The organism is Saccharopolyspora sp. 6M (assembly GCF_020176775.1).
Classification (GTDB): Bacteria; Actinomycetota; Actinomycetes; order Mycobacteriales; family Pseudonocardiaceae; genus Saccharopolyspora_C; species Saccharopolyspora_C gregorii.
On sequence record NZ_JAIUJZ010000177.1, the window covers coordinates 1 to 7,278 of the forward strand.

The following is a 7,278-nucleotide window of genomic DNA, read 5'->3' on the forward strand; positions in this document are numbered from 1 at the left end:
CGCGGGGGGGCGGGGGGGGGGCGGCGGGGGGGGGGGGGGGGGCCGGGGCGGCCCCCCCCCCCCGGGCCCCCCGGGGCCCCCCCCCCGGGGGGGGCCCCCGGGGGGGGCGGGGCCCCCGGGGGCGCGGCCGCGGTCGTGCGCCCAGCAGGGTCGTGACCCCGCGGACGCACGCCGCGCGGCTCAGCGGAAGATCTTGCGCACGACGATGACGGCGACCAGTGCGCCGACCCCGATCATCGCGTAGCGCACCCGCGGGTCGTTCAACTTCTCCTGCACGCTGGCCTTACCGGACTCCACGAACCGCTTGGGGTCCGCCTTGGTGCTCAACTCGTCCAGTGTCACGGCCAGCGAGTCACGTGCCTTCTCGATGTCGCGCTGAATGGCGTCCGGATCACGAGCCACGCCGTCCTCCTCCATGTTCACCTGGCTGGTGACACCGTAGATCACACGTCAGTCCCGGACCCACCGACCGTTCCCCGAGTCGAGGCAGCCAGCGCCCGCCGAACCACCCGGCCGGGGACACAACGGACATCACCAACCGTTAGGCTGGTGCGCACTGGGGGCCGTAGCCCAATTGGCAGAGGCACTAGGTTTAGGTCCTAGCCAGTGCGGGTTCGAGTCCCGCCGGCCTCACCGTCCGCCGCTCGGCGCCGTCGCATTTCCGCGCCCGCACCGTCGAATCGGACGGCCTTCCCCGCTTCCTCCGTCGTGGCCCCGCGATCGCGGGACCTCGCGCCACGGGGTCAGCGGTCGGAGTGGGTGAGCCCTTCGATGGTGAGGGCCTTGCGGCGCTGGTGGACCGTCAGGTAGCGGAGCCCGGACTCCCCGGCGAGGAATTCGCGGCGCGAGCGCTTCGGCAGCCAGAGCAGCACGCCGGGAGCGAGGGGGACGTCGCCGCCTTCGGTGCGCAGCGTTCCCGTTCCGCGCAGCACGTGGATCAGCACGTCGAGGTCGGGCCCGGCGTGCGCGTCGATCTTCCGGCCCGCGGGCAGCTGGATGACGTTGGAGTCGAGGTCGCGGTCGCGGACCGGCAGCGCCCACACCGCACCCGCCGCGTCGGAGTCGTCGCCCAGGTCGCCGGTGTCGCAGAGGATCCGGGGCAGCGGCGTCGAGTGCAGCCTGCCGATGCGCACGCGCCACTCCCGCGGGCCCTCGGCCAGGTACTCCCAGGTGAAGCCGCCGGGGAAGTCCGCTTCGAACTCGCCGCGCAGCGGCTGCGGATCGTGGTCGTTGACCAGGACGACCGCTTCACCGGGGGCGAGCGCGGCGAAGGCGCCGAAGATCGCGGGGTGCTTCTGCGGTTTCGGCAGCGCGCGGACGTCGAGCTCCTGCTCGGGCATGGGGCCTCCCGGGCCTGTTTCCACAACGATCGGTTGTATAAACTCTACGACCAGGACCGGCAGCGGAACCAGGGCACCTCCCCGGCCCGCGCTCACGGCCACCAAGCGAGGAGATCGTCATGGGCGGGAACCCGGCCCCGGCAGCGTCCGGGCGGCGGCGGGAAGTGCTGGCGCTGCTGCGGGAATCCCGCGCGACGTGGGACATCACCGCGCTCGCGCGACGGCTCGCGGTGCACCCGAACACGATCCGGTTCCACCTGGACGCCCTGGTCGGCGCCGGGCAGGTGGAGCGCGTCGACGCGCGGCGCCCCGGCCCGGGGAGGCCGCCGCTGCTGTTCCGCGCCAAACCGGGCATGGACCCGGCCGGACCGCGCGAGTACCGGCTGCTCGCGGGCATCCTCGTCGACGAGGTCGCGCAGGCCCCCGATCCGGTGCGCAGCGCGGGCGAGGCCGGGCGGCGCTGGGGCGCGCGGCTCGCCGGCGGCACCCCGCGGTCCACCCGGACGGACGCCGTCGAGCACCTGGTGGGCCTGCTCGACGAGCTCGGCTTCCGGCCCGAGACGCGGGCGAGGGGCGCGGAGATCGGGCTGCGGCACTGCCCCTTCCTGGAACTCGCCGAGCAGCAGCGGCAGGTCGTGTGCCAGGTGCACCTCGGCCTCATGCAGGGCGTCACGGCGGCGACGGGTTCCCCGGTGACCGTCGATCGGCTGGACGCGTTCGTGGAGCCCGACCTGTGCGTGGCGCACCTCGCGCCCGAGGAGCGGGTGTGACCGCGTGGGCGGTCGCGGCGGCCGCCACCTTCACCTGGGTCGGCATGGTGCTCGCGATCTCGTTCGTCGAAGCCCCGCTGAAGTTCCGCGCGCCCGGCGTGACCGTGCCGATCGGGCTGGGCATCGGACGGTTGGTGTTCCGCGCGCTCAACGCCGTCGAGCTCGTGCTCGCGCTGGTCGTGCTGAGCTGCCTCGCCGCGCGGACGCCGCCGGTCGCGACCTGGGTCGCCTCGGGACTCGCCGTGGCCGCGCTGGCGGCGCAGCTGCTGCTGGTGCGGCCGGTGCTGGGCCGGCGCACGCGCGCCGTGCTCGCCGGTCAGGAGCCGCCGCGCTCGCACGCCCACCTCGCCTACGTCGCGCTGGAGGTCGGCAAGCTCGTCGCGCTGCTGGCCGGCGGCGTCCTGTTGCTCACGTCCTGAAGGGGAGACCGTTGGCCACGACCTCGCTCACCGAACTCGCCGCCGAACGGCTCGCCGCCGCCCAGCGCTCCCGCGCGGGACGGGCCGCGAGCACCGTCCACGGCGGGTCGGGGCACGCGTTGCGGCAGGTGCTGCTCGCGCTCACCGCGGGCAGCGCGCTCGCCGACCACGACAGCCCCGGCGAAGCCACGTTGCAGGTGCTGCGCGGTTCGGTCCGGGTCACCACCGGGTCCGATTCCGTCGCGGCGGCGGAAGGCGATCACCTCGCCCTGCCGCGCGAACGGCACGGCCTGACCGCGGTCGGCGACGCCGTGGTGCTGCTGACCGTCGTCGCGCCCACCTCGTGACGCGGCAACCTCGTGACACGGCCGGTCGCTACCGGCGGATGAGGCCGCGGTCGACGGCCACGGCCACCGCCGCCGTGCGGGAGTCCACGCCGAGCTTGCCGTAGATGTGCACCAGGTGGGACTTCACCGTGGCCTGGCTGAGGAACAGCCGCTTGCTGATCCGCTGGTTCGACAGGCCGTCCGCGACGAGCTCCAGCACCTCCGTCTCGCGGCGGCTCAGCGCGGTGCCGGGCGTGCGCATCCGGTCCATCAGGCGGTGCGCGATGGCCGGCGCCAGCGCGGACTGGCCGGCGGCGGCGGTGCGCACGGCCGCGGCCAGCTCCTCCGGCGGTGCGTCCTTGAGCAGGTAGCCGGTGGCTCCGGCTTCGACCGCGGCGAGGATGTCGGCGTCGGTGTCGTAGGTGGTCAGCACCAGCACGCGGGGCGCGTCCGGCAGCGCCGTGATGGCGGCGGTCGCGTCCGAGCCGTGCATGCCCGCGCCGAACCGGAGGTCCATCAGCACCACGTCGACCTGTTCGGTGCCGGCGAGCGCGACGGCGCGTTCGGCGCTAGCGGCCTCGGCGACCACCTCGAAGTCCGGTTCGGTGTCGAGCACGGCGCGCAGGCCGGTGCGCACCACCGGGTGGTCGTCGGCCAGCAGCAACCGGATGGTCCCGCTCATCGCACGTCCCCTTCCGCCGCGGGCCTGCGCGGGAAGCTCACCGCGAGCGCGGTTCCCTGCCCCGGCGCGGACTCCACGCTCAACGTGCCACCGAGCGCGCGGGCCCGCGCCCGCATCGCGGCCAGCCCGAAACCGCCGTCGACGCGCCCGGCACCGGACTCCGCCGCCGGGTCGAACCCGATCCCGTCGTCCACCAGGTCGAGCGCGACGCGGGTGTCCATGTAGGTCAGCGTCATCTCCGCCGCCGCGGCCCGCGCGTGCCGGACGGTGTTGGCCAGCGCGGACTGCGCGATCCGCAGCAGCGCCACCTCGAACGGGGTGGGGATCTCTGCCGGTTCGCCGTCCAGGTGGAACCGGACCGCGGCCCCGGAATGCGCCGAAGTGGTGGCGCACAACCGTTCCAGCGCCGCCGGCAGCGATCCCCCTTCCAGGTCGGGCGGGGTGAGGGCGTGCACGAAACGCCGGGCCTCCGCCAGGTTGTCCTGCGCCTCCCCGCGCGCCCGCAGCACGTGGTCCGCGGCCAGGTCCGGCTGGTCGGGCAGGGCGCGTTCGGCGGCGCGCAGCAGCAGCTGGATGCTGGAGAGGCCCTGCGCGAGGGTGTCGTGGATCTCCTTCGCCAGCCGCTCCCGTTCCGCGAGCACGCCCGCGGAGCGCTCGGCCGCGGCGAGGTCGTGGCGGGCCGCGGTGAGCTCCTCGATCAGCTCGCGGCGCTGCTCGCTCTCCCGGTGCAGGGCCTGGTAGCCGAGCACGACGGCCACCGCGACGGCCGCGCCGAGCGCGGGGCCGAGCGCCGCCGCCGGGGTGAAACCGCCCTGGTGCCAGGCGAAACCGGCGATCGCGAACACCGTCGTGAGCAGCACGACCGGCAGTCCCGAGCGGTCCGGCAGCAGGTGCAGCTGCAGGAAGAACAGCGGGAACGCCAGCCACACCCCGTCCGGGGTGAGCCACAGCAGCACCAGCCACACCGCGCCGAGCAGGCCGAGCCACACCGCCGCGGCCCACTTCGACCGGCTCACCCCCGGCAGCAGCGGTCCGGTGGCGTACACGGCGGCCAGCGCGGTGGCGGCGGCGATCACCGCGCCGGGGTGCGGCAGGTCGGTGGTGACGGCGTGCACGGCGGCCAGCACGAGCAGGCCCGCCATCAGCAGGTGCAGGCACAGGCGCAACGCGCGCAGCGGTCGGGTGAGGGTCAGCGGGTCCACGGTGTTCCCAGGCTACGTGCTGGTCAGGGCGGTGCATCGATCGAAAGGTTGATTCGCGCCCGCACCTTTCGACACCGCGGAGCCGACCGGCGGCGCGATGTTCCGCGGCGTCCCAAGGACGAGTGTTGGTGCCGTGCCGGGCAGGGACCCGGCCGGAACGTGAGAGAAAGGCACTCGACCGTGTTCGTCGCCACCAGAGACCTCCGATTCGCGAAGGGGCGGTTCGCCCTGATGGGGACCGTCATCATCCTGATGACCCTGCTCGTCGGGTTGCTGTCCGGCCTGACCGCGGGCCTGGGCCGGGAGAGCACCTCGGCCATCACCGACCTGCCCGCCGACCACGTGGTGTTCTCCGCGCCGGCGGAGGGCCAGGGGCCGACCTTCACCGAGTCCGAAGTGGACCGGCAGCAGTGGGAGCGGTGGCGCGAGGTTCCCGGCGTGCACCGCGCGGACCCGCTGGGCATCGCCACCGCCAAGGTGCGGTCCGGCACGAGCAGCACCGCGCTGGCCACCTTCGGTGTCGAACCCGGCTCCGCGCTGGTGCCCGCGGGCGGCGCCGTCGGTCCCGGGGAGGTCGTGCTCTCCGAAGGGGCCGCCGACGACCTCGACGTCGGCGCCGGGGACGCCATCACCGTGTCGGGGCAGGAGCTGCGGGTGACCGCCGTGTCCGGCGACGCCTCCTACAGCCACAACCCGGTGGTGTGGACGAGCCTCGCCGACTGGCAGCGGCTGTCGCCCGGCAGCGAGCGGCAGGCGACCGTGATCGCCCTCGGCAGCGACGACGGCGCCGACCTCGCGACCGCCGACGCGCGGCTGGGCACCAGCACCGCCACCACCGCAGGCGCCCTGTCGGCGATCAGCTCGTACAGCTCGGAGAACGGGTCGCTGCAGCTGATGCAGGCGTTCCTGTTCGCGATCTCCGCGCTGGTCATCGGCGCCTTCTTCACCGTGTGGACCATCCAGCGCGGCGGGGACGTCGCGGTGCTCAAGGCGCTCGGCGCCACCACCCGCTACCTGCTGCGCGACGCGCTCGGGCAGGCCGTGGTGCTGCTCGTCGGCGGCACCGCCATCGGCACCGGCATCGCCGCCGCGATCGGTGCGGTCGCCGTGGGCACCGTCCCGTTCGTGCTGGAGGCCGGCACGGTGCTGCCGCCCGCCGCCGTGATGGTCGTGCTGGGCGCGCTCGGCGCGGCGCTGTCGGTCCGGCGCATCACCGCGGTCGATCCGCTGACCGCCCTGTCCACCCGCTGATCACCCGGCCAACCCGCTGATCGCCCGGCCACCGGCTGATCACCCTGCCGGCCCGCTGATCACCTCGAACCAGGAGCCAGTCATGAGCTTGCAGTTGCGCGACATCACCCTCACCTACCCCGACGGCGGTTCCCGGCTCACCGCCGTGGACCACGCCGACCTGGACGTGCCCGCCGGTTCGGTGACGGCGGTGATCGGCCCGTCCGGTTCGGGCAAGTCCAGCCTGCTCGCCGTCGCCGCCGCGCTGGTCACGCCCGACTCCGGCCGGGTCGTCGTGGACGGCACCACCGTCACCGGCATGAACCAGGCGCAGCTGACGGCGGTGCGGCGGGAGAAGATCGGCATCGTCTTCCAGCAGCCGAACCTGATCGCCTCGCTGACCGCGGCCGAGCAGTTGCAGGTCATGGCGCACCTCGACGGCCGCTCGGCGCGCGACGCGCGGGACCGCGCGGTGGAACTGCTGGACGCGGTGGGCCTGTCCGGCGAGAAGGACCGAAGGCCGCACCAGCTCTCCGGCGGGCAGCGGCAGCGCGTCAACATCGCCCGCGCGCTCATGAACGACCCGGCGGTGCTGCTCGTCGACGAGCCGACCAGCGCGCTCGACCACGAGCGCGGGGCCGCCGTGATCGACCTGATCACCACGCTGACCCACCGCCGCGCCACCGCGACCGTGCTGGTCACGCACGACACCACCCACCTCAGCGGGGTGGACCAGGTCGCCGAGGTCCTCGACGGCCGGGTCCGCGTGCCCGCGGCGAGCTGAGGGGACACGATCATGCGGAAGAGCTTCTTCGCCGCGGTGGGCTACGCGGTGCTGGGCCTGCTGGCCGGGGTGTACTACCGCGAGCTGACCAAGGCGCAGGACTTCGTCGGTGACACGCAGCTCTCGGTGCTGCACACCCACCTGCTGGTGCTCGGCACCCTGGTGTTCCTGCTGGTCCTGCTGTTCGAGCGGGCCGCCGGGCCGGCCCGGAGCAGGTGGTTCGGCCGGTTCTTCTGGACCTACAACGCCGGGCTGCTGGTCACCACGGGCGGCATGGCGGTGCACGGCACCAGGACCGTGCTGGGCGAGCCGACGGGCGCCGCGCTCGCCGGCACCTCCGGGCTCGGCCACGTCCTGCTGACCGTCGGCCTGGCGTGCCTGTTCACGGCGATCCACCCCCCCCGGCCCCCCCCCGGCCCCCCCCCGCGCCCCCGGGGCTGCGGGGGCCAACCAGGGCCCCGCCCCACCGCGGGGAACACCGCCCCCCCGCCCCCGCCCCCCCGCGGGGGGGCGGCGGGGGGGGCG

At 74.6% G+C, this 7,278-nt stretch carries 10 protein-coding genes and 1 tRNA gene; 7 read left to right on the plus strand and 4 right to left on the minus strand.

Annotated elements, in window-relative coordinates:
* Positions 1-180 precede the first annotated feature (180 nt).
* Positions 181-402 carry a DUF3618 domain-containing protein gene (locus tag LCD31_RS21500; protein WP_224960620.1) on the minus strand — a complete coding sequence of 74 codons (222 nt, stop codon included), beginning with the start codon at positions 400-402 and terminating at the stop codon, positions 181-183.
* 157 nt (positions 403-559) lie between these two features.
* Here LCD31_RS21500 and LCD31_RS21505 point away from each other — a divergent pair.
* Positions 560-633 (plus strand) — tRNA-Leu (locus LCD31_RS21505).
* A 110-nt stretch (positions 634-743) separates the two neighbouring features.
* On the opposite strand, the gene LCD31_RS21510 is transcribed toward LCD31_RS21505, so the two are convergent.
* On the minus strand, positions 744-1,340 hold the full coding sequence (locus LCD31_RS21510) for a DUF2249 domain-containing protein (RefSeq protein WP_224960608.1): 597 nt from the start codon (positions 1,338-1,340) through the stop codon (positions 744-746).
* A gap of 119 nt (positions 1,341-1,459) precedes the next feature.
* Between LCD31_RS21510 and LCD31_RS21515 the strand changes: the two genes are divergently transcribed.
* Genes LCD31_RS21515 through LCD31_RS21525 form a run of 3 tightly spaced genes read left to right on the plus strand, consistent with a single transcriptional unit; the run spans position 1,460 to position 2,876 of the window.
* Positions 1,460-2,110 carry a metalloregulator ArsR/SmtB family transcription factor gene (locus tag LCD31_RS21515; protein WP_224960611.1) on the plus strand — a complete coding sequence of 217 codons (651 nt, stop codon included), beginning with the start codon at positions 1,460-1,462 and terminating at the stop codon, positions 2,108-2,110.
* 44 nt (positions 2,111-2,154) lie between these two features.
* Positions 2,155-2,529 carry a hypothetical protein gene (locus LCD31_RS21520; protein ID WP_224960621.1) on the plus strand — a complete coding sequence of 125 codons (375 nt, stop codon included), beginning with the start codon at positions 2,155-2,157 and terminating at the stop codon, positions 2,527-2,529.
* A gap of 11 nt (positions 2,530-2,540) precedes the next feature.
* Entirely contained in the window at positions 2,541-2,876 is a 336-nt protein-coding gene (locus LCD31_RS21525; RefSeq protein WP_224960613.1) for a LuxR family transcriptional regulator, read from the plus strand.
* Positions 2,877-2,904: 28 nt separating this feature from the next.
* On the opposite strand, the gene LCD31_RS21530 is transcribed toward LCD31_RS21525, so the two are convergent.
* Together LCD31_RS21530 and LCD31_RS21535 are read right to left on the minus strand one after the other, a co-directional pair.
* The gene (locus LCD31_RS21530) at positions 2,905-3,537 is read right to left on the minus strand and encodes a response regulator transcription factor (RefSeq protein ID WP_224960615.1); all 633 of its coding nucleotides are present in this window, start codon (positions 3,535-3,537) and stop codon (positions 2,905-2,907) included.
* Positions 3,534-4,739: a sensor histidine kinase gene (locus LCD31_RS21535; RefSeq protein ID WP_224960617.1), complete on the minus strand. Its 1,206-nt coding sequence runs from the start codon at positions 4,737-4,739 to the stop codon at positions 3,534-3,536. Before LCD31_RS21535 ends, LCD31_RS21530 begins: the two co-directional genes overlap by 4 nt.
* Positions 4,740-4,919: 180 nt before the next feature.
* On the opposite strand from LCD31_RS21535, the gene LCD31_RS21540 reads away from it, so the two are divergent.
* From LCD31_RS21540 to LCD31_RS21550, 3 genes are all read left to right on the plus strand, one after another.
* The gene (locus tag LCD31_RS21540; RefSeq protein ID WP_224960623.1) at positions 4,920-5,990 is read left to right on the plus strand and encodes an ABC transporter permease; all 1,071 of its coding nucleotides are present in this window, start codon (positions 4,920-4,922) and stop codon (positions 5,988-5,990) included.
* A gap of 82 nt (positions 5,991-6,072) precedes the next feature.
* Positions 6,073-6,753, plus strand: coding sequence for an ABC transporter ATP-binding protein (locus LCD31_RS21545; RefSeq protein WP_224960618.1), 681 nt, complete (start codon positions 6,073-6,075; stop codon positions 6,751-6,753).
* A gap of 12 nt (positions 6,754-6,765) precedes the next feature.
* Positions 6,766-7,278, plus strand: a 513-nt coding sequence (locus LCD31_RS21550) for a DUF2871 family protein (RefSeq protein ID WP_224960619.1), incomplete at its 3' end; no start/stop codon positions are given.